The organism is Winogradskyella algicola, from assembly GCF_005869935.1.
In the GTDB taxonomy this organism is placed as follows: Bacteria; Bacteroidota; Bacteroidia; order Flavobacteriales; family Flavobacteriaceae; genus Winogradskyella; species Winogradskyella algicola.
In genome coordinates, this window is the sequence record NZ_SZQF01000001.1 from 888,032 (window position 1) to 909,903 (window position 21,872).

General features: G+C 35.8%; 15 protein-coding genes. 7 read left to right on the forward strand and 8 right to left on the reverse strand.

Annotated elements, in window-relative coordinates; translation table 11 throughout:
- Positions 1-52: 52 nt before the first annotated feature.
- The 6 genes from FC091_RS03855 to FC091_RS03880 all read right to left on the reverse strand — a co-directional run bounded on the left by FC091_RS03855 (position 53) and on the right by FC091_RS03880 (position 6,193).
- A complete protein-coding gene (locus tag FC091_RS03855; protein WP_138432949.1) occupies positions 53-892 on the reverse strand; it encodes an energy transducer TonB in 840 nt (279 codons plus the stop codon).
- Positions 893-900: 8 nt separating this feature from the next.
- Positions 901-1,725, reverse strand: a complete 825-nt coding sequence (locus tag FC091_RS03860) for a thymidylate synthase (RefSeq protein WP_138432950.1) — start codon at positions 1,723-1,725, stop codon at positions 901-903.
- 176 nt (positions 1,726-1,901) lie between these two features.
- Entirely contained in the window at positions 1,902-3,620 is a 1,719-nt protein-coding gene (locus tag FC091_RS03865; RefSeq protein ID WP_138432951.1) for a nucleoside transporter C-terminal domain-containing protein, read from the reverse strand.
- Positions 3,621-3,634: 14 nt separating this feature from the next.
- Entirely contained in the window at positions 3,635-4,249 is a 615-nt protein-coding gene (locus FC091_RS03870; RefSeq protein ID WP_076620023.1) for a bifunctional nuclease family protein, read from the reverse strand.
- Positions 4,250-4,399: 150 nt separating this feature from the next.
- Positions 4,400-5,362, reverse strand: coding sequence for an electron transfer flavoprotein subunit alpha/FixB family protein (locus FC091_RS03875; protein ID WP_138432952.1), 963 nt, complete (start codon positions 5,360-5,362; stop codon positions 4,400-4,402).
- An 84-nt stretch (positions 5,363-5,446) separates the two neighbouring features.
- A complete protein-coding gene (locus FC091_RS03880; protein ID WP_138432953.1) occupies positions 5,447-6,193 on the reverse strand; it encodes an electron transfer flavoprotein subunit beta/FixA family protein in 747 nt (248 codons plus the stop codon).
- 211 nt (positions 6,194-6,404) lie between these two features.
- On the opposite strand from FC091_RS03880, the gene FC091_RS03885 reads away from it, so the two are divergent.
- The 7 genes from FC091_RS03885 (at position 6,405) to FC091_RS03915 (ending at position 20,537) form a co-directional block, all read left to right on the forward strand.
- Complete coding sequence (locus tag FC091_RS03885; protein ID WP_138432954.1) at positions 6,405-7,382, forward strand: pyruvate dehydrogenase complex E1 component subunit beta; 978 nt, start codon at positions 6,405-6,407, stop codon at positions 7,380-7,382.
- An 89-nt stretch (positions 7,383-7,471) separates the two neighbouring features.
- Positions 7,472-9,982 (forward strand): DUF5686 and carboxypeptidase-like regulatory domain-containing protein, encoded by a 2,511-nt coding sequence (locus tag FC091_RS03890; protein WP_138432955.1) that lies wholly within the window; start codon positions 7,472-7,474, stop codon positions 9,980-9,982.
- 114 nt (positions 9,983-10,096) lie between these two features.
- On the forward strand, positions 10,097-10,960 hold the full coding sequence (locus FC091_RS03895) for a hypothetical protein (RefSeq protein WP_138432956.1): 864 nt from the start codon (positions 10,097-10,099) through the stop codon (positions 10,958-10,960).
- A gap of 130 nt (positions 10,961-11,090) precedes the next feature.
- Positions 11,091-11,618 carry an inorganic diphosphatase gene (locus FC091_RS03900; RefSeq protein ID WP_138432957.1) on the forward strand — a complete coding sequence of 176 codons (528 nt, stop codon included), beginning with the start codon at positions 11,091-11,093 and terminating at the stop codon, positions 11,616-11,618.
- A gap of 120 nt (positions 11,619-11,738) precedes the next feature.
- Positions 11,739-14,138: a sodium-translocating pyrophosphatase gene (locus FC091_RS03905; protein ID WP_138432958.1), complete on the forward strand. Its 2,400-nt coding sequence runs from the start codon at positions 11,739-11,741 to the stop codon at positions 14,136-14,138.
- A 129-nt stretch (positions 14,139-14,267) separates the two neighbouring features.
- On the forward strand, positions 14,268-19,466 hold the full coding sequence (locus tag FC091_RS03910) for a choice-of-anchor I family protein (RefSeq protein ID WP_138432959.1): 5,199 nt from the start codon (positions 14,268-14,270) through the stop codon (positions 19,464-19,466).
- Between the two features lie 72 nt (positions 19,467-19,538).
- Positions 19,539-20,537 (forward strand): App1 family protein, encoded by a 999-nt coding sequence (locus tag FC091_RS03915; protein WP_138432960.1) that lies wholly within the window; start codon positions 19,539-19,541, stop codon positions 20,535-20,537.
- On the opposite strand, the gene FC091_RS03920 is transcribed toward FC091_RS03915, so the two are convergent.
- Together FC091_RS03920 and FC091_RS03925 are read right to left on the reverse strand one after the other, a co-directional pair.
- Positions 20,534-21,148 carry a deoxynucleoside kinase gene (locus tag FC091_RS03920; RefSeq protein WP_138432961.1) on the reverse strand — a complete coding sequence of 205 codons (615 nt, stop codon included), beginning with the start codon at positions 21,146-21,148 and terminating at the stop codon, positions 20,534-20,536. The genes FC091_RS03915 and FC091_RS03920 overlap by 4 nt on opposite strands.
- 3 nt (positions 21,149-21,151) lie before the next feature.
- Positions 21,152-21,868 carry a hypothetical protein gene (locus tag FC091_RS03925; RefSeq protein WP_246035790.1) on the reverse strand — a complete coding sequence of 239 codons (717 nt, stop codon included), beginning with the start codon at positions 21,866-21,868 and terminating at the stop codon, positions 21,152-21,154.
- Positions 21,869-21,872: the final 4 nt, after the last annotated feature.

A 21,872-nucleotide genomic window follows, 5' to 3' on the forward strand; every position in this document is an offset into this window, starting at 1 on the left:
ATTAGTGTATTAAAAAGGTGTTTCTTTCTACAAGAAACGCCTTTTTATGTTATTAATCAGGTACTGCAAAAACTATTGGAATTGAAAAGGGAACCACTACAGGCTCACCTCTTTGATAACCCGGTTTTGTTAATTTCGGTATTTTCCTGATAACCCTTATGGCTTCTTTTTCTATACCAGGATGTGGTCCTCTGGCTTGTATATCTTTTACTCGTCCTTTTTTATCTATTTTAAAGAGCACATAGATACGTTGTATACCAGGATCTAACCTATACTTTTTTGCTAGTTTAACTTTAAAGTTTTTTGATATAACGGCTCTCACTTTATCGCTCATACATTTTTTTAAATCCTCATTGCTCAAGCTTTCATCACATCCCTTATAAATTGGAACTTTCTCTATGATATCAAAAGGGACCTCGTCTGGTGTGTAACCTAAAATTGGGACAATAGTGTCTTTAGCTTTGTCTAGATAAAAACCAAATAAATTTCTTGCGCTTTGGGCTACACCATTGTTATATCTGTCTAATACAGGTTTAACAACAGGGATACTGTCTAATAAATACCTTAAACCTTCAACTCTGTTGCTTGCTGGGTTCGAAATCCTAGAATAATGTTTAACAACCTTCCCTTGTTCATCATACAGTATATTAGCGCTAACGGTTACGGTGTCCTTTTTAGCTTCTAGGAAGATGGAATCCTTTAATGATTTTCTGTTAATGTGTTTCGCTAAAAACTCATGAAAAGAAATCTCATAGCAATGCTCTAAATCTTTAGAGTCTTCACAGCCCTCATAAGCAACAAATGATCTTTTAAAAAGATTTGGTTGAGGCTTTTGAGCGCTACAAAAATTTATTGAGATAAACAGAAAAATAAATAGCTTAATATATTTCATGCTAATATTTATACAGCAACAACACCTTTAATATGTGGGTGTGGGTTATAATCAACAAGCGTGAAATCTTCAAATTTAAAATCGAAAATATCATTTACCTCAGGATTAAGAATCATTTTCGGTAAAGGTCTTATGTCTCTAGAGAGCTGTAATTCTAATTGCTCTAAATGGTTGTTATATATGTGTGCATCACCAAAAGTATGAATAAATTCACCTGGTTGGTAACCACAAACTTGTGCCATCATCAGAGTAAATAATGCATAAGAAGCAATGTTGAAAGGAACACCTAAAAAGATATCTGCGCTGCGTTGATAGAGTTGACATGATAATTTACCATCCGCAACATAAAACTGAAAAAATGCATGGCAAGGAGGTAAAGCGGCTTTACCATTAGCTACATTCTCTGAGAAAGACTTAGAAGTGTCTGGTAATACAGAAGGGTTCCAAGCGGAAACCAACATTCTTCTACTGTTAGGATTGTTCTTAAGCGTTTCTATGACTTCCTTAATTTGATCTATTTCTTCACTCGCCCAATTGCGCCATTGGTGACCATAAACAGGACCTAAATCTCCATTTTCGTCCGCCCATTCGTTCCAGATTCTAACACCATTTTCGGTTAGATAGTTAATGTTAGTATCTCCTTTAAGAAACCAAAGTAACTCATAAATGATAGACTTAAGATGTAGCTTTTTTGTTGTTACCATAGGGAAACCTTCACTCAGGTCAAAACGCATTTGGTAGCCAAATACACTTTTGGTACCTGTGCCTGTTCTATCTCCTTTTTCGTTTCCGTTTTCTAATACGTGCTTTACTAAGTCGTGATATTGTTTCATAAGCCCATCTTCCGTCTTCCCAAAGGGAAGAAACTTTCATTTATAGTTAAAATAATTGGAAGCTAATGTAATTAAAATGAAAATTATAGACTTTGAATATCCATAAGCAGATATTAAAAGTTATTAACGAGTTTTAAGTATTTTATGTTTTCCCCTTTTGGTGAATTAAAGGGGCTTTACCCTATAATCATTCCTGCAATAGTCGCAGAAATTAGTGAAGCAATTGTACCACCAATCAATGCTTTCATCCCGAATTTAGATAATTGTTTTCTTTGTCCTGGCGCAAGTGAACCAATACCTCCGATTTGTATGCCTATTGATGCAAAATTGGCAAATCCACAAAGCATATAAGTAGCCATGATAATAGACTTTTCATAATTAAGATGGGTTACGTTTGTAACATCTTTTAAATCGGCTAGTTGTATGTAACCAACAAATTCGCTTGCTGCAAGTTTGATGCCTAAAAGTTGACCCATCATCATCATATCTTCTTTTGCTACACCTATTAACCACATTAAAGGTGCAAATACAGTTCCCAATATAGCTTCGAGAGAAAATGATTGATAAGGTGTATTGGCTGCCATCCATGTGTTGAGATTGGTAACGTCTCCGACCCAGCCTAGAATACCGTTAATCATAGCAATAAAAGCAACAAATACTAATAACATAGCACCAACATTAACAGCTAGTTTTAAACCTTCAGTAGTTCCGTTAGCAATAGCGTCTAGTATGTTAGCACCAATTTTTTCTTGAGATACAGCTACATCTGTATTGATGTCTTCAGTTTGTGGAAACAATATTTTTGAAATAACAATAGCACCAGGAGCAGCCATTACAGAAGCTGCCAATAAATGCTTCGCATATACTAGTCGTAACTCTGGGTCATCACCACCTAAAAATCCGATATAAGCTGCCAACACAGCACCAGCAACCATTGCCATACCACCAATCATAACAAGTAGTATTTCGGACTTATTCATTTTTTCTAAATAAGCCTTAATCAGGAGTGGTGCTTCGGTTTGACCTAAGAAAATATTTCCGGCTACACTAAGGCTTTCTGCTCCCGAAATTCTGAGGAGTTTAGTTAACAACCATCCAAAAGCTTTTACAACTTTTTGAATAATACCCAAGTAAAACAGTACAGATGTTAATGCCGAAAAGAATAATATTGTTGGTAATACCTGAAATGCGAAAATGAAACCAAATGTATCCATATCCACAACTAGTCCATCGAATAAAAACTCGCTTCCTGCTCTTGTAAAGTCTAGTACGCTTACAAATAAACTGCCAACCCATTCAAAAGCAATTTTTACAAAACCAACCTTAAGTACACCAATGGCAATGAGTAATTGAAAAGCTAAACCAATTCCTACGGTTTTCCAGTTTATAGCTTTACGGTTACTGCTAAATAGAAAAGCAATAAATATTAAGGTAAACATACCTAAAATCCCTCTCCATAAACTACCAAAAGAAAAACCTTCACTTAGAATAATTATATCTGTGCTTTCTGCTTGTTCGTTAGAAACTATAGTTTCAATTTTATTAGGTGTTTTGAATTTGTAGGTAACTCCTTTTTCAGTAAAAACTAATGTTGAGTCTGTTAACTCATTGATTTTATAACGTCTTATAGTGTCGTTTGGCTGATTATAATAAAAAACTAAAAGGTTGTTCTGATAAATGTAATCACCTGAAGCTATGAGGTTGTCTTTATCTTCTAAATAATAATGAAACTCACCATTGCTAAATGATATGGAATCCTTTTCAGATATTGAAAATAGTTTAGACCCTGAAACATCTTCAATTATATCAAATTGCCATGTTTTTTCTAGCTCTTGTGCTGTTATTGATGAAATTCCAATAAGTGTAGCAATAAGGGCTCTGAAAAAAAGTTTCATATAAAGGGTATTAGTTAGCGCTTAGAAATTTCGTCTCTTATTTTTGCTGCTTTTTCGTAGTCTTCGTTATTTACAGCTTCCTCTAAAAGGCTATTTAATTCTTCTAAGGATTTATCCTTATAACCTTCTTGTTCGGCAACTGCACTTTCAATTTCTTCAGCAATGAGATCATCTACAAGTATACTATCCTGTTCTTCATCCTCTTTTTTAGGACTAACTTTAAGGTAGATACCTGCTTTGTCTAAGATATTTTTGTATGTGAATATTGGCGCCTGAAAGCGTAATGCCAGAGCAATTGCATCACTGGTTCTGGCGTCTATGATTTCTTCGATTTTGTCACGCTCACAAATTAGACTAGAGTAGAAGACACCGTCAACTAACTTGTGGATAATAACTTGCTTTACAACAATATCAAATCTGTCAGCAAAATTTTTGAATAAATCATGAGTTAAAGGTCTTGGCGGGCGAATCTCTTTTTCTAATGCTATGGCAATAGATTGTGCTTCAAAAGCACCAATTACGATTGGAAGTTTTCTGTCTCCATCAACTTCATTAAGTATTAAGGCATACGCGCCGTTTTGGGTTTGGCTGTAGGAAATACCTTTTATATTTAAACGTACTAAACTCATGAATTATAAAACACAAAGAACTGTTTAAATTTGGACTTTACCAACTGCAAAATGCAGAATTGGATATTTTTCTAAATACTTTCGATAAAACGTAAAGCAATTAAGAAAATCGAAATTTAAACAGTCCTTTAATATTACAAGGTACTAAAATTATGCGTTTTGTGCTTTAAAAGCTTTTAGTTTTTCAATTAAAGCTGGTACAACTTCAAAAGCATCACCAACAACACCATAATCAGCAGCTTTAAAGAATGGAGCTTCAGGATCAGTGTTTACTACAACTTTAACTTTAGAAGCATTAATACCTGCTAAATGCTGAATTGCACCAGAGATGCCAATTGCGATGTATAAATTAGAAGCTACAGGCTTACCTGTTTGTCCTACGTGCTCACCGTGAGGCCTCCAACCAAGGTCAGATACAGGTTTAGAGCACGCTGTAGCAGCACCTAGAACATCCGCTAACTCCTCAATCATTCCCCAATTTTCTGGACCTTTTAATCCTCTACCACCAGACACAACAACTTCGGCATCAGCAATACTTACTTTATCTGTTGCTTTATCAACAGATTCTACATTAACACCAGAGTCTGGTATAGATGGTGAGAAATCCTCAACAGAAGCGCTTCCGCTTGCTTCAACAACTCCAAAAGAATTGTTAGATAAACCAACAATTTTAACGTCTGTGTTTATTTCTGTATTAGCAAAAGCTTTATTAGTAAAAGCTGTGCGTTTCACTGTAAAAGGTGAAGTGCTCGATGGAGCCTCAACCACATTAGAAACATAGCCTGCATCTAATCCAACAGCTAGCAAAGGTGCTAAATATTTACTGTCTGCACTAGAACTTAAAACAACAACTTTTGCACTTTCGTTTTTGGCAGCTTGCTCTATTACAGCAGCATGTTTTTTTGCGTTAAAGTTATTTAAACTATCGTCTTTTACAGATAATACTTTAGAAGCTCCGTAAGCTCCTAAACTCTCGTTATCATCTGCATTAATGGCAACAGCAGTTACTGTTGTGCCCATTTGGTCTGCAACAGCTTTTGCGTATGATACGACTTCTAAAGCTGCTTTTTTAAATTTTCCGTTTTCTGACTCTGTATATACTAAAACTGACATAATGTTTTAAATTTTAAAATTTCAAACAGCAAATTCCAATTTTAAGTTTTTCGGAATTTAGAGTTTGAGATTTGGATTTTGTTGTTAAATGACTTTAGCTTCGTTATGAAGTAAATTAACTAATTCATCAATATTATCTGCATCTACTAATTTAACTGCTCCCTTAGGTGCTGGTTTTTCAAAATTCGCGGTTGAAGTTTCTGAAGTAGCATCTACTGGTTCAACTACATTTAATGGCTTTTTACGAGCCATCATAATACCTCTCATATTAGGTATGCGAAGATCACTTTCTTCTACAATACCTTTCTGTCCTGCAACAACTAGCGGTAATGATGTATTCACAGTTTCTTTACCACCATCAATTTCTCTTACTGCCTTAGCGTTTGTGCCATCAATTTCTAATCCTATACAGTTAGTAACAAAGTTAGCATCTGTCATTGCAGCAAGCATACCAGGAACCATTCCGCCATTGTAATCAATAGATTCTCTTCCAGCTATTACTAAATCATAACCACCATCTTTGACAACTTTTGCTAATTGTTTTGCAACAGCAAATCCGTCTGTAGCTTCGGTGTTAACCCTAATAGCTGTATCTGCACCTATAGCTAAGGCCTTTCTTAATGTAGGTTCTGTTTCTGCACCACCAACATTTACAACATCTACACTGGCACCTTGCTTTTCTTTAAACCACATTGCTCTGGTTAAACCAAACTCGTCATTAGGGTTAATTACAAACTGAACACCATTAGTATCAAACTTTGTATCTCCATCTGTAAAATTAATTTTGGAAGTTGTATCAGGTACATGGCTAATACATACTAAAATCTTCATACTTATATATTATTTAAGTTTACATTAATTTGTGTGAAATTCTACTAAAACGATTTCGTTAACTGTTTGTAAAACTTCAAAAAATTGCGATTACGAAGGTAAAAATTTTATTTCGAATATTTACTATGCGTGCATAATAAATTTTAAAGAAATTTGATTTACTTAGTTTTTCATTTATTGCTATTTTTGCTATTCGTTTAAAAACAGAATAATGAAGACAATTCAATTTAGAGAAGCTATTGCTGAAGCCATGAGCGAAGAAATGCGCAGAGATGAGAGCATTTATCTTATGGGTGAAGAGGTTGCAGAATATAATGGTGCCTACAAAGCATCAAAAGGCATGTTAGATGAGTTTGGACCTAAGCGTGTTATAGATACACCAATTGCAGAGCTTGGTTTTGCAGGTATAGCAATAGGTTCTACAATGACTGGCAATCGTCCAATTGTGGAGTATATGACATTTAACTTCTCTTTAGTTGGTATTGATCAAATTATAAATAACGCAGCAAAAATTAGACAAATGTCTGGCGGACAGTTTAAATGTCCGATTGTGTTTAGAGGACCAACGGCATCTGCAGGCCAGCTAGCAGCAACACACTCACAAGCCTTTGAAAGTTGGTTTGCTAATACACCAGGTCTTAAAGTAGTAGTCCCATCAAATCCTTATGACGCTAAAGGGCTTTTAAAATCAGCAATAAGGGATGACGATCCTGTTATTTTTATGGAAAGTGAACAAATGTATGGCGATAAAGGAGAAGTGCCAGAAGGTGAATACACTATTCCATTAGGTGTAGCAGATATTAAAAGAGAAGGTACGGATGTAACTATAGTATCTTTTGGTAAAATAATAAAAGAAGCCTATAAAGCCGCTGATCAACTTGACAAAGAAGGGATTTCTTGTGAAATTATTGACCTGAGAACAGTACGTCCTATGGATAGAAAAGCTATTGTTGACTCGGTGAAGAAAACGAATCGTCTTGTAGTGTTAGAAGAAGCTTGGCCTTTTGGTAATGTAGCTACAGAAATTACATACTTAGTACAATCTGAAGCATTTGATTATCTAGATGCACCAGTTGTAAAAATTAATACGGCAGATACACCTGCACCATATTCACCAGTACTTTTAGAAGAGTGGTTGCCTAATAGCGACGACGTTGTAAAAGCGGTGAAAAAAGTAATGTATAAGTAAATAAACCGCAGTTTTCTGCGTTAAATAAACTTCATTAATAACCAAAAACTAATTTTAGCATGGTTGTTGATGAAGTTTATTGTTTCAATATGAAGTTAAAACTATTCTTTGCCCTCTTTATTGTTTTCTTAGCCTCTGCTTTTGCCCAAACAAAAGTTAGTGGTTATGTTTTTGATGTAAACGATGAGCCAATTCCTTTTGCAAATGTGGTTTTTAAGGGATCAACAGAGGGTACCATTACCAACGAAGACGGACGGTTTTATCTAGAGTCAGACGAAACATGGGAAGCTTTACTGGTGTCGTTTGTTGGTTATGAGGTTTTAGAATATCCACTCCCAAAAAAAATAAATTACAACCTTAGATTTGTGCTTAAGGAAGAGGCCGAGTCTTTAAAAGAAGTGGTTATAGTTAGTGGCAAACAATCAAAAAAAGCCTCTGAAAATCCTGCAATTCGTATTCTGCAGAAAATTTGGGAACGTAAACGGCAAAATGGTCTTAGCCAGTTTAACCAATATGAGTACGACCAATACGAGAAAGTTGAATTTGATCTTAACACCATAGATAGTGCACTTATTAAAAGTAAACTATTTAAAGGTATGGAATTTGTTTTTGAAGAGGTTGATACATCTTCAGTAACAGGTAAAACCTATCTGCCAATTTTTTTAAATGAATCTGTAAAGAAAGTTTATGGTGATAATTTGCGCAACGAAAAACGTGAAGATTTAGTAGGGAACAAAAACTCTGGCTTTAGTAACAATCAGGTGATTATCGATTTTATTGATGATTTATATTCAGACTATAATATCTACGATAATTATTTAAAGTTTTTCGATAAGAGTTTTGTAAGTCCTTTGAGTCGTACAGGGATTCAAACGTATAACTACGTACTATCAGATAGTGCACTTATAGATAACAAGTGGTGTTATAATATCATTTACTATCCAAGACGGAAAAATGAATTGACTTTTAAAGGAGATTTTTGGGTTAACGATTCTACTTATGCCATAAAGGAAATTAATCTTCAAGCATCTAAAAGCGCAAACATTAACTGGGTAAAGGAAATTTATATAGAACAAGAATTTGAAGTGCTTAATGATTCAGTTTTTCTTATAAAACGTGATTATTTTTTATCGGACTTTGCCTTAAATAAGAAGGAAAAATCCCGTGGAGTTTATGGTAAACGTACTACGTTGTACGACAACTATAAGTTTAACCAACCTAAGGATGAAAAATTCTATGATAAGGTCGTTTATAACTATGACGAAGATGTCTATAACAGAGAAGATGATTTCTGGGAAAAGAATAGACTAGAAGCCTTAAACAAAGACGAAAAAGGTGTTTACAAAATGTTAGACACTTTAAAAACAGTCAAGAAGTTTAAAAGGCTATATAATTTGGGAAGTATACTTGCCTCAGGTTATATAGAATTTCCAAGTATTAATTTCGATTATGGTCCAATTTTTTCAACATTCGGATTTAATGAGGTTGAAGGCTTACGTCTCAGAACTGGTGGACGTACTTATTTTGGTCCAAACGATTTGTGGAGGCTAGAGGGTTTTTTGGCTTATGGCTTTAGAGACGATAAGTTTAAATACGGAATTTCAGGTAAATGGCTTTTAGATAAACGGAGTCGTCTCACTATCTTTGGTGGTAATAGAAGAGATGTTGAACAGATAGGAGCAAGTCTTACGAGTTCTACCGACGTTTTAGGTAGAAGTTTAGCTTCTAGTGCTGTTTTTACGGCTGGAGCTAATGACAAATTAACCAATATTAATTTAACCAATTTAGGATTTTCAATTGAGCCTTCGCGGAATTTTGAAGTTCGTTTAGATGGAAGCTTTAGAACTTTAAGGTCAGCATCGCCAACATTTAGTTTAGATTATAATGATCCTGAATCTTCAACAGGGATTTCATCAGAAATCAAACAATTTGAAAGTAGATTAGCATTATCCTATTTCCCTAAGCGTGAAATGACAGGTTTTGGAGTAGAGCGAAAGGAGAAAAATGATGATTTCGCCAGACTTTTTGCACAAATTACACGTGGAGATCGAGATTGGTTTGACAGTGATTTTGATTATACCAAAGTGCAATTCTCTTACATACAGCCATGGCAAGTTGGCGGATTTGGTCGTTTGGTAACGTCAATTGAAGCTGGTAAAACTTTCGGTGAAGTGCCTTTAGGGTTGCTAAGTGTTGTGCCAGGTAATCAAACATATTTTTCAATTTATAATACATTCTCTCAACTCGACTTTTATGAGTTTGTAACAGATACGTATACTTCTGTTCATTTAGAGCACAATTTTAATGGTCGTTTATTTTCACGTATACCATTCTTAAAAAAGTATAACCTTAGAGCTATTGTTGGGCTTCGAGGTGTTTGGGGAGAGTTATCCGATGAAAACATTGCATTAAGCACAACAGGGAATCCTGTGGAGTTTCCACTTGTGGCACCAAATACGCGTATGTATTATGAATATAGTGTGGGTGTAGCCAACATTTTCAAAATTTTAAGGATAGACTTCAATTTTAGAGGTAATTATTTAGATAATCCAGATGCCAGACGCTTTGGTATAACAGGTAGTTTTGGATTCTATTTTTAAAATACTGACCAAAATCATTTTATAGGAATAATCTGACTGTAATCATTTTCTAATTATGCTTGACCTTATATATTTAGAGTATTAAAATGTTATTAATCTTTAAATATATACGGTATGAAAACACTAGTAAAATTTTTAGCAATGTTGCTATTTGTTACAGCTTTTGTGGCATGTAGTGATGACGATGATAATCCACCAGTTATTATAAATGATATCATGGTGGTTCACAATTCAAACACTGGGATATTCTCAGCAATAAATGTTAATGACGGAAGTTTAACTTCACTTGGCTCTTTTTCGTATAACGGTGAAGTATTAGAAGGTCTGAGAGATATAGTTTATAATCCAGATAATAATACCATTTATGCAAGTTCTCGATCCAATTCAAATAATGGAGCTATTTTTTCTATAGATCCTTCAACACTAGAAGCGACGATGCTTAACGATAATTTAGACGATGATTGGTATGCTATACCAGGTTTAGAACTGTTTAATAATCAATTAATTGGTACCGTGTATTGGGATGATTATGATAATTCGCAAGCAAATGAAGGTTTAATTTGGTTAAATCAAGATGGTTCTTTTAATAATTTTGAACCTCTATTATGGCAAGGAAACGATTTAGATTTATATGAAGGAATGGGAATTGAGTACACCAGCAATGGTACTGAGCTATTGATAACCAGATACGATGAGGTTATAGTTTCTAATTTAAATGGTGAGGTTATGGAAATAATCGAGTTGGATGAAGTAAACTTTCCTAATGATGAATATTTAGATGGAATAAGAACACTAGAAACAAGTGAATATGGTGTAATTTATGGTATTGATAGATACAATCATTTTGGTCGTATAGATTTAACTGTTGGTTCACCAGTAGGGACTTTTACATACATTACTACTTTAACTCCACAAGATGACAAATACGTAGCATTATCTTTAATACCAGAAAATATTTTTGATCAAATACCTCAGTAATTTGGTATTAAAAAAAGGAAGTCAAAAAGTACTTCCTTTTTTTTTATCTCTATTCCATAGGTATTAATAATTTTCTAAGTAGGTCTAGTTAGGACGAAGTTATATATTTGCACCTAATAAGTATATGATAATGACAAAAGAACAACAATTAACCTTTGACGTTTTAATAGAAATTCCAAAAGGAAGCCGTAATAAGTATGAATATGATTTTGAGTTGAAGAAAATCCGTTTCGATAGGATGCTGTTTTCATCAATGATGTATCCTGGTGATTATGGATTTGTTCCAAAGACATTAGCTTTGGATGGTGACCCTTTAGACGTACTGGTCTTAGGTCATGAGCCAACATTTCCAATGTGTGTAATGGAGGTGAAACCTATTGGTGTGTTTCATATGGCTGACGAAAAAGGTCCTGACGAAAAAGTGGTTTGTGTTCCTGTATCAGATCCAATTTGGAGTTTAAAGGAAGATATAAGCGATCTTAACCCTCATCGATTAGATGAGATAACACATTTTTTTCAAGTTTATAAGGACTTAGAAAAGAAAAAAGTTGACGTAGGTGGTTGGGGAGATGCAGAAGAAGCTCGAGATATTGTAAAAAAATGTATTGAGCGTTATAATGACAGCCATCATAAATCTAACGGAGATTTTACGATATAGTTAAATCTTGGCTTTAAATGTATAAACCCTTTTACATTGACAGTAAAAGGGTTTTTCTATTAACATTAATTTACTACTTTTGCCCAGTTTTGAAAGCGAATAACTAATCTCAATAAATATATGGAATCAAATATGATTTTTGTACCAATGGCACTAGCAATCGTAGGATTGCTTTTTATGTTTGTGAAAATGTCATGGGTAAAAAAGCAAAATGCAGGAAATGAAAAAATGCAAAACATATCAAAAGCAATTAAAGAAGGTGCTCTTGCCTTTTTAGGAGCTGAGTATCGTTTATTGCTGGTATTTGTAATTATAGCATCAGCTGCACTATTCGGAATATCCCAGGTTGTAGATACAACAAGCGTAATGATTATTCCTGCTTTTATTATAGGTGCTGTTTTTTCTGCACTGGCAGGTAATGTAGGTATGCGTATTGCTACAGAAGCAAATGCACGTACTGCAGAAGCAGCAAAAACAAGTTTGCCACATGCTTTAAAAGTATCTTTTGGTGGTGGTACAGTAATGGGACTTGGTGTAGCTGGTCTAGCAGTTTTAGGTTTAAGTTTATTATTCTTTATCTTCTTAGGTCAATTCATGACTGAAGGTGGAAATTTCTATAACGAAATGACAGTTGTTTTAGAAACCTTAGCAGGTTTCTCTTTAGGTGCTGAATCAATTGCATTATTTGCTAGAGTTGGTGGAGGTATCTACACCAAAGCAGCAGATGTAGGTGCTGACTTAGTAGGTAAGGTCGAAGCTGGTATCCCAGAAGATGATCCTCGTAACCCAGCGACTATAGCAGATAACGTTGGAGATAATGTTGGTGACGTTGCTGGTATGGGAGCAGATTTATTTGGTTCTTATGTTGCAACAGTATTAGCAGCAATGGTATTAGGAAACTATGTAATTAAAGATATGTCTGCGACAACTCAGTTTACAGATGCATTTAATAACATGGGACCAATCTTACTACCTTTAGTAATAGCTGGTGTTGGTATATTAGCTTCAATCATAGGAACATTCTTAGTGAGAATTTCTTCAAACGATGCTAAAGAAGCTCAGGTTCAAAGAGCCCTAGATATGGGTAATTGGGTATCGATAGGAATTACTGCTGTTGCAAGTTGGTTCTTAATCCGTTGGATGCTTCCAATGACTATGGAAATGAAATTTTTCGGTGAGGGAGTAAAAATGATTCCTTCTCGTCACGTATTCTATGCAGCAATGATTGGATTGGCTGTTGGCGCTTTAATCTCTATGGTTACAGCATATTATACATCTTTAGGTAAAAAACCAGTTTTAGATATTGTTAAAAATAGTTCTACAGGTGCTGCAACGAATATTATCGCAGGTTTAGCTGTAGGTATGAAATCTACATTCTTATCTGTAATCTTATTTGCAGCTGCAATTTATGGGTCTTATGCCTTGGCAGGATTTTATGGTGTAGCTTTAGCTGCTTCTGCTATGATGGCTACAACAGCAATGCAGTTAGCTATTGATGCTTTTGGACCTATTGCAGATAATGCAGGTGGAGTTGCTGAGATGAGCGAGTTAGAACCTCACGTTCGTGAGCGTACAGATATTTTAGATTCTGTTGGTAATACAACAGCTGCTGTAGGTAAAGGTTTTGCTATTGCTTCTGCTGCCTTAACAGCTTTAGCACTGTTTGCTGCTTATGTTACGTTTACAGGTATTGATGGTATTAATATTTTCAAGGCTGATGTGTTAGCAATGTTGTTTGTTGGTGGAATGATTCCGGTAATCTTCTCTGCTTTGGCAATGCAATCTGTAGGTAAAGCTGCAATGGAAATGGTACAAGAGGTACGTCGCCAGTTTAAAGAAATTCCTGGTATTATGGAAGGAACTGGGACACCAGAATATGCGAAGTGTGTAGATATTTCTACAAAAGCAGCATTAAGAGAAATGTTATTGCCAGGTCTTATCACTATAATAACTCCAGTAATCATTGGTTTAGTTTTTGGTGCAGAACCATTAGGTGGTTACATGGCAGGTGTTTGTGTAAGTGGTGTAATGTGGGCAATCTTTCAAAACAACGCAGGAGGAGCTTGGGATAACGCTAAAAAGTCTTTTGAAGCAGGTGTAGAAATTAATGGGGAAATGACTTACAAAGGTTCTGATGCTCATAAGGCTGCTGTAACTGGTGATACTGTTGGTGATCCTTTTAAGGATACTTCTGGACCTTCTATGAACATTTTAATTAAATTAACGTGTTTAGTAGGTTTAGTAATTGCTCCAATTTTAGGAGGACATACTTCTGAAAAAGGTTTGGTTAATAACGAAGATGAAGTTTCTATAGAAATGACAATTGAATCTAAAGACATGGCTAAAGCTACAGTAAACTATTCTACTATTAAAAACGGTGAAAAGGTTTCTGAAGTTATAATTTTTGAAGGCACTGAAGCTGAAGTAAAAAAAGAACTAGATGCTTTTGAAGCAAGTGTAAAAAGTAAAGCTGATAATGTCGAAAAAGTAATAGAAAACATTAACATAACTAAAGAGTAAACTTTAGTTAAAATTCATTTTGAAAAGCACCTCTTGAGGTGCTTTTTGTTTTACGATATAGTAACCTCTATCTAACAAGCTGAGATTAATTGAATAGTAATTTTACTTAAATTAAATTAATCCAGCTTTATGAAAAAAAATACCCTCTCAAAAATCAAGGGTTTTACCCTTATTTTGTTTTTAGTTTCTAGTGCAGTTTCGGTTGCACAGAATTTCGAATTACAGCTATTACATTATTCAGATGTTGACGGTAATGAGGAAAGTGCCCTTGATGCCGTAGATGAGTTCTCGGCACTTATCAACTACTTTCAAAACGATCCTAACTATGGCAGTAATACACTAACTGTTACCTCTGGAGACCTCATTATACCAGGACCGCGTTTTTATGCTGCAGAAAACACAACTGTTCGCTCACTATCTGGTAGCAATGAGCCTGGTCATTTAGACATTGCTTTTGCCAATGCTTTTGGTGTAGATGCATCTGCCTTCGGAAATCACGAATTCGATCAAGGCCCTGGAGAACTTTTTGATGCTGCGTTTAGTAGCGAGTCCTCCAATGGAGTAACCTTTCCAGGATCTACTTTTCCCTGGTTGGCATCCAATATTGATTTTTCTGCAGATGGAGATTTTTCTGGTGTTATAGGTGCCGATGGTGAAAATATTTCCAATCTTAGTAGTCAAGTGGCCAAATATGCCCTAGCAACTGTAAATGGAGAGACTATCGGTATTGTAGGTGCAGTCGTGCCTAGCTTTCCAGATATTACCTCGCTTGGTAGTTTAACTATATCACCCATGCCAGGCTCAAGTGTAGCACAATTAGCTGCGGAGATTCAAATTAGTGTGGATGCACTTGAAGCTCTTGGAGTAAACAAAATTATTCTTTTAGCACATATGCAGTCCATAAGTATTGAAAAGCAATTAGCTACACTTTTAGATGGAGTAGATGTTATTGTGGCTGGTGGCTCTAACACACGTATGGGTGATAGCAACGATACTTTATTTAGTAATACTTTAGTTACGGACAACGCATTTAGCGAGCCTTATCCGTTTCAAACTAGTGATGCATCAGGTAATCCTGTTTTGGTTGTCAATGTTGACGGAGATTATAAATATTTAGGACGACTCGTTGTTGAATTTGATATTAATGGAGTAATAGATATCACCGCACTAGATAATACACTAAATGGTGCTTACCCAGCTAACGAGTCCTTCATAAATGCAATAGGTGCAACCCCAAATTCTACGGTTGTTGCACTAAGAGATGCGGTACAAGGCGTCATCAGTGCGCAGTACAATAATATTGTTGGATATTCTAGCGTATATCTCGATGGCAGACGATCTCAAGTAAGAACGCAAGAAACTAATTTAGGTAATCTTACTGCAGATGCTAATTTGTGGTATGCCAACCTGCTTAATCCCTTAACCGATGCTCCTGTAGATGTTTCACTCAAAAATGGTGGTGGCTTAAGAACCGAAATCGGTTCTGCTCTGCTTCCTGCAGGTTCTAATGATCCTAATGATATTGTTTTTTCACCTCCAGCTAACAATGGCGTTTCCGAAGGCCACCTGAGAGCGACACTTCGTTTTGATAATGGACTTGTAAGATTAACTTTAACAGCAGATGAACTTGTTGATATAATTGAGCATGGTCTAGCTCAAGTGGCTCCAGGTGCTACGCCAGGACGTTTTCCGCAAGTTGGTGGTATGAGCTTTGTTTACAATCCTAACCAGCCCGCTGGTAACAGGCTAGTGAGTTTGGTGGTTGATAGAGGAGATACTAACCCAATGAACGATGTTGTTGTCGTCGAAAACGGAATAAACGTTGCACCAACAGGAACAACTTTTAATATGGTGACCTTAAACTTTTTGGCTAATGGCGGCGACAGCTATCCATTTGCTGCTTTGAGTGCGCCAAACAGAATCAACTACTACAGCGGTACTGGTTTTGGTGAAACTGTAGATTTTCCAGATGCAGACTTAGCCAACGATCCAGGTTTCAACGGTACGTTTAGTTATACGGGTAGCGAGCAAGATGCTGTTGCAGAGTTTATGTCCACCTTTCACCCAGATAATACTTCTGCATACGACCTCGCGGAGACAAGTGCGGATCTCGATACTAGGATTGTCATTGCACAGCCAAATTTAGAGGTTACAGAAATTTTTTCAGGACAATCAGGAACCGATTTAACCGAAGACTGGTTCGAGATTCACAACACAGGCAGTGCGGCTTGGGTATCTGGTACTGATTCTGATTTATTCTATGACGATGAGTCTGCCGATGCCACGACTGCAGATTTAATTCAAGGCATTAGCGATATTCAGCCTGGTGAGCGTGTAATTATATTAATCACAGATAATGCCGCAGGTGAAGTAGCTAATTTTTCGACAGTTTGGTCAGAAGTTGTAGACCTAACAGGTATTGAAATAGGTTTCACTGATGGTTCTGGCCTAGGTGGTGGTGGAGATGCTGTTACACTTTGGCTTGGTGATCCGTTAACAACATCACCTATTACTATCGCGTCTTACCCAGATACTTCTGCAAACGATGGGCAATCATATGACTTAGAGCTGGCAGCTTTTAGTATAGTAGGAAATGCGAGCAACGCAACTGTTACACAGGCTTTAGGCGGAAGCGCTAATGATGTTCCAAATATTGCTTCTCCAGGAAATGTACTACCTACCGATCCTGTCTTTACAATCACTGAAATATTTCCAGGTCAAGAAGGTGATGACCTCACAGCAGACTGGTTCGAAATTAGAAATGATGGTGCAGTAGCATGGACATCAGGCGTTAATGATGATTTATTTTATGATGACGAATCGGCAGATGCTACGACAGCAGACCTTATTCAAGGGATTTCTAGTATTCCTGCTGGTGGCTACGCTATTGTGTTGGTTACAGACAATGCAGGAGGTGAAGTCAGTACGTTTATAAACATTTGGAGTGAAGTCTTGGATTTATTTGGTGTTGCTATTGGTTTTACTGATGGTGCTGGCCTTGGCGGAGGAGGTGATGCTGTAAATATTTGGTCTGGTGATCCCACGCTTTCAGTACCATTGGCTACAGCGTCTTATCCAGATACTTCTGCCAATGACGGACAATCTTATGATGTAGAATTGGCTGCTTTTAGTACCATCGGTAATGCCAATAACGCTGTAGCAACTAATGCGCTTGGCGGTGATTTAATGGATACGCCAAATATTGGCTCTCCAGGTAATGCTTTAGCTACTGGCACACCAGTAGAATTAGAGTTTTCTGAAGTGTTTGCCTCAGTGGCAGAAAATGCTGGTAACATCGTTATTACCGTTTCTATTTCTGAAGCACCTGCAACTGATGTTACTGTTGAAGTAGCTCTTATGGCTGGTGGGACTGCTACAGAAGGTACAGACTTTAATTTATCTGCTCCACAAACCTTAACATTTCCAATGGGAATTACAGACGACCAAACCGTTACCATTCCTATAATAGATAATACAGATGATGGTAGCGATCTTTATTTTGTGCTAGGTCTTCAGAACCCTACAGATGCCTCTTTAGGAAGTGAATCGCTATTTTCGGTCTATATTCTAGACGATGATACTGTAGTACCTGCTGAAGATACCACTGCTTTAGATGCTAATTACCTAGCTAGCTACACCGTTGATCCAACTGGAACAGCCGAAATTACGGCTTATGATCCAGCTTCTCAGCGTTTATTTGTAACCAACGACTCTAGTATAGAGGTCTTGGATTTTTCTGATCCAAGTAATATTACTGCTATAAGTTCAATTAGTCTTCCTCCAAATACAGATGGTGTTCAAAGTGTTGCTGTAAGCAATGGTATTCTGGCCGCTGCTGTGGCTGCTGATCCTGCCACTGATCCAGGATTTGTAATATTTTCAGATATTGATGGGAACAACTCGGTTACTGTGACTGTTGGAAGTTTGCCTGATATGATCACCTTCACACCAGATGGTACTAAATTGTTATCAGCAAACGAAGGTGAACCAAATGATGATTATTCGATAGATCCAGAAGGCAGTATTTCTGTTATAGACGTTACTGGTGGTTTGGCAGGTATTAATCAAAGTGCAGTGACAAATATAAATTTCAATGCTTTCGATTCTCAGTTGGCAAACCTGTTGGCGAATGATGTAAGAATATTTGGGCCTGGCGCAACAGTATCTCAGGATTTAGAGCCAGAATACATCACGGTTTCAGACGATAACATGATGGCGTATGTTGCGCTCCAGGAAAACAATGCAATGGCGACAGTAGATTTGAACACAAACACTGTTGTTAGTGTTACTTCATTCGGATTGAAAGACCACAGCTTGGTAGTAAATTCTTTAGATACTAGCGATGAAACCGATTTTATCTTTAATGCCTCTTGGCCAATTTTCGGTATGTACATGCCAGATGCAATAGATTACTTCAATGTTGGCGGTACAGGTTATATCATTACGGCTAATGAAGGTGATGCTAGGGAGTATGCTACTTATGAAGAGGAGCGTAAACTTGATGATAGCGATTATACTTTAGATGCTGCTGTTTTTAGCAATTCAGCCATTTTAGCTTTAGAAACTAATCTTGGTGATATCAATATTTCCAATGCTTCGGGTAACACAGATGGTGATGCTGAGTTTGAGGAAATTCATGTCTATGGTGGTCGTTCTTTTAGTATATTCAACGCGAGTACTGGAGCTATTGTTTCTGATAGCGGTAATGATTTTGAGGTCATCACTGCAGCGCATCCAACATATGGTGCTATTTTCAACGCGAGTAATAGTAACAACGGTTTCAAAAACCGAAGCGACAATAAAGGCCCTGAGCCAGAAGGCGTCATTGTTGAGGAAATCAACGGTAGTTACTATGCGTTTGTATTGTTGGAGCGAATAGGTGGTGTTATGATATATGATGTCACAATCCCGTCAGCACCCGTTTTTATCCAGTATCTTAATAGCAGAGATGCTATCGCTGGTGGTCAAGAAGGCGGTGACTTAGGCCCAGAAGGTATTGTTTTTGTGAATGAAAATGACAGCCCAACAGGTACGGCTCTTATTGTTGTCTCTAATGAAGTAAGTGCTACACTTTCTATTTATTCTTTGGATAATGTAACTTTAGGTTTGGAAGAATACAACCACAATAACAACTTTAGTATGTTCCCTAATCCTACAAACACAAGAGTTAATTTCAGTAAAGTTGATGATTATAAACTTTATGACTTTTCTGGTCGTTTGGTTAAACAGGTTAAAAACTCTTCATCCGTAACTGTTGAAGATTTAGCATCAGGAATATATATGATTAATAATTCAAAAGGATTATCTAAAAAACTAATAGTGAAATAAAAGATAAATTTATAAACCGAAGCCTCATCAATTGATGAGGCTTTTTTTATTTTTACGTATTAAGATTAATAGATGTTTACAAAAGATCCACTACAGATAATTGCATTTCAAGGCTATGGTACTGATACGCATTTCTATGCACGTGGTAGAGCTTTAGAAGATGAGTCTATTGATCTAGAAAATCAAAATACTTGGCACCTTATCGTTAATACTTGGAAACGTTTTGAAACAGATGAAATTAAAAACGTAGAGGTAAGTATTAAATTATCTAACGGAATAACTCTTAAAGGGGAAACGGATAGAGATGGCTATTATAAGATCGAAGCAAACCTGACTGATCTATCAAAACTAACCAATGATGAGGATTGGCTTTCGTTTGAGCTTTCCTACAGCGATGAAAATATTAAAAGGAAAATACAAAACGATAACAGGTTTCCTGGTGAAATATTAATTCCTTCAATCATAGCGCAGTTTGGTGTTGCTAGCGATATAGATGATACTATTTTACATACTGGTGTAGTTAGTACTTTAAAATGGAAAGTTATTTATAACTCAGTATTTAAACACGCGAAAAATCGAATTCCTCTAGAAGGTGCCGCAGATTTTTATCACAAATTACATAGAGGTGCATCTGGTAAAAATACTAATCCAATATTTTATGTGAGCCATAGTCCATGGAATTTATATCGCTATTTGGAATTGTTTTTGAGACAGCACAACTTTCCAAAAGGGCCAATTCTATTAAGAAATTTTAGTAATCTACTACGAAAACAACCCCAAAATCAAAAACCACAAAAGCAAAGAGAAATCCTAAATTTATTAAATACTTATCCAAGTTTGCCTTTTATTTTAATTGGAGATAGTGGTGAACACGATCCTGATATTTATATGGAAATAGCAGAAGAATTTCCTGAAAGAATTTTAGCTATTTACCTAAGAAGTGTAAAGCATAAAAAGAAAATGCTTAGAGTAAAAGCTCTTTTTGAGAATTATAAAACCACCAAAGTTTTATTGGTAGAAAGTAGTGCTCAAGCCATTGAACATGCCAGAGAAAACGGTTTTATAGCTTAAAATAAACCGTTAATTTCTGCATCAATTTTATTGATGATGCCTCCTAAATCTTCAGGATTGGCAACAAAATCTAGATTGTCTACATCTATAATTAATAAGTTACCCTTATCGTATTTTGAAATCCATGCTTCGTAACGTTCATTTAGTCGGCTTAGGTAGTCTATACTAATAGTGTTTTCATAATCACGACCACGTTTATGGATTTGCGCCACCAAATTAGGAATAGAACTTCTTAAATAGATCAATAAGTCTGGCCCTTTCACAAAAGATTCCATCAATTCAAATAGAGAAGAATAATTCTCAAAATCGCGATTGGTCATTAAACCCATGGCATGTAGGTTAGGAGCAAAAATATGAGCATCTTCATAGATGGTTCTATCTTGAATAATGTCTTTGCCACTATTTTGAATCTGGTTTATTTGACGAAATCTACTATTAAGAAAATACACTTGTAAATTGAAACTCCAACGCTCCATTTGGTTGTAAAAATCGTCTAAGTAAGGGTTGTCAACAACGTCCTCTAATTGAGCTTCCCATTTATAATGTTTTGCTAACATTTTAGTCAACGTCGTCTTTCCGGCTCCTATATTTCCAGCAATGGCAAAATGCATAATTTATTGTAGTTTAAGTTGGTACTGACGTAGAGTTTCGTCGTGGTAAATATACAAGGTTTCATTGGTTACCAAAAACTGACTTATTAACAAATTTGGATGTTCAATCGGTTTTATTTCATCACTGTTTTTTGATAATAAAAAGAGATTATTTTCTTTTCTTAGAACTAAATGTGCTTTACTAAACGCTAAACTTGTGTAGCCATTATTTGGGTGTTTTGCTATTAAACTTCCAAAATAATTATAGATATAAAGATATTTTTCGGTGAGCATGTAACAATTGTTATAGTCACTTTTTAAATCCAAAACTTCAGATTGTACTGGAACCGTTTTTTGTTTGATTTTATTGGTTTTATAATCGTATAATTCTAGTTGTTGTAAATCCTGATTAAAAATCCAAAGCGTATTATCGTAGCCTGTAGAAACAAAGCTGACATTCTTATAATTTTGAAGTGTGTTGAAGTCTACTTTAAAGATTTCAGCTAAACGATTATCTAATATCACAACTGTATTAAAATCCTTGTAAAATAAATTAATCTTTAATGGATTAAAAGTATTAGCTGTTGTGATTTCGCCTAGTTGAAAATTGGCATACGTAATTGTAGTGTCCTTTGTTTTTTTGTTAAAAGTATTGTCGTTAGAAGCGTAATATAAAGTACTGAAAGTGTCTATCCCAAAAACAGATTTGACCTTGATTTTGGTTGAATCTTTAATCTGCATCTGT

Excerpts from the sequence above, each read along its gene's own strand:
- FC091_RS03920 (WP_138432961.1), bottom strand. The coding sequence starts at position 21,148 with ATGCATTTTGCCATTGCTGGAAATATAGGAGCCGGAAAGACGACGTTG.
- FC091_RS03915 (WP_138432960.1), top strand. The coding sequence starts at position 19,539 with ATGTTTACAAAAGATCCACTACAGATAATTGCATTTCAAGGCTATGGT.
- FC091_RS03925 (WP_246035790.1), bottom strand. The coding sequence starts at position 21,868 with ATGCAGATTAAAGATTCAACCAAAATCAAGGTCAAATCTGTTTTTGGG.
- FC091_RS03895 (WP_138432956.1), top strand. The coding sequence starts at position 10,097 with ATGAAAACACTAGTAAAATTTTTAGCAATGTTGCTATTTGTTACAGCT.
- FC091_RS03875 (WP_138432952.1), bottom strand. The coding sequence starts at position 5,362 with ATGTCAGTTTTAGTATATACAGAGTCAGAAAACGGAAAATTTAAAAAA.
- FC091_RS03870 (WP_076620023.1), bottom strand. The coding sequence starts at position 4,249 with ATGAGTTTAGTACGTTTAAATATAAAAGGTATTTCCTACAGCCAAACC.
- FC091_RS03860 (WP_138432950.1), bottom strand. The coding sequence starts at position 1,725 with ATGAAACAATATCACGACTTAGTAAAGCACGTATTAGAAAACGGAAAC.
- FC091_RS03880 (WP_138432953.1), bottom strand. The coding sequence starts at position 6,193 with ATGAAGATTTTAGTATGTATTAGCCATGTACCTGATACAACTTCCAAA.
- FC091_RS03890 (WP_138432955.1), top strand. The coding sequence starts at position 7,472 with ATGAAGTTAAAACTATTCTTTGCCCTCTTTATTGTTTTCTTAGCCTCT.
- FC091_RS03910 (WP_138432959.1), top strand. The coding sequence starts at position 14,268 with ATGAAAAAAAATACCCTCTCAAAAATCAAGGGTTTTACCCTTATTTTG.
- FC091_RS03900 (WP_138432957.1), top strand. The coding sequence starts at position 11,091 with ATGACAAAAGAACAACAATTAACCTTTGACGTTTTAATAGAAATTCCA.
- FC091_RS03905 (WP_138432958.1), top strand. The coding sequence starts at position 11,739 with ATGGAATCAAATATGATTTTTGTACCAATGGCACTAGCAATCGTAGGA.
- FC091_RS03865 (WP_138432951.1), bottom strand. The coding sequence starts at position 3,620 with ATGAAACTTTTTTTCAGAGCCCTTATTGCTACACTTATTGGAATTTCA.
- FC091_RS03855 (WP_138432949.1), bottom strand. The coding sequence starts at position 892 with ATGAAATATATTAAGCTATTTATTTTTCTGTTTATCTCAATAAATTTT.
- FC091_RS03885 (WP_138432954.1), top strand. The coding sequence starts at position 6,405 with ATGAAGACAATTCAATTTAGAGAAGCTATTGCTGAAGCCATGAGCGAA.